Source organism: Falsihalocynthiibacter sp. S25ZX9 (genome assembly GCF_041205405.1).
GTDB classification, from domain to species: domain Bacteria; phylum Pseudomonadota; class Alphaproteobacteria; order Rhodobacterales; family Rhodobacteraceae; genus Falsihalocynthiibacter; species Falsihalocynthiibacter arcticus.
Window position 1 is genome coordinate 1 of sequence record NZ_JBGFCD010000199.1, and the last position, 312, is coordinate 312.

The window sequence follows — 312 nt, forward strand, 5'->3', positions numbered from 1 at the left end:
TGCGATCGATTATGCTGTTATGGCGCCGTCCAATATGGCTGTTTTTGCCCCATCGATCCCCCTCATGGATATGCCGTTCCTTTTCAGCGATTTGGACCATTGGAATGCAGCCCTCTCAAGCGGTGTTATGGCACCCCTAGAGGATGAGTTGCTTGAAAAAGCAGACATCAAAATTATCGGTTATACGGGGGGCGGTGTCCGCAATTTGGCGTCAGCAGAGCCGGTCAAGGATATGGCCGATTTGATGGGTCACAAGATGCGCGTCATGGGCGCTCCGATCCAAGCGCAAATCTTCTCTGCGATCCAAGCAGC

1 protein-coding gene is annotated in these 312 nt (G+C 52.6%); it reads left to right on the plus strand.

Annotation, left to right across the window (positions count from 1 at the left end; translation table 11 throughout):
- On the plus strand, positions 1–312 hold a 312-nt coding region (gene dctP / locus AB9F29_RS21895), incomplete at both ends, for a TRAP transporter substrate-binding protein DctP (protein WP_369757246.1).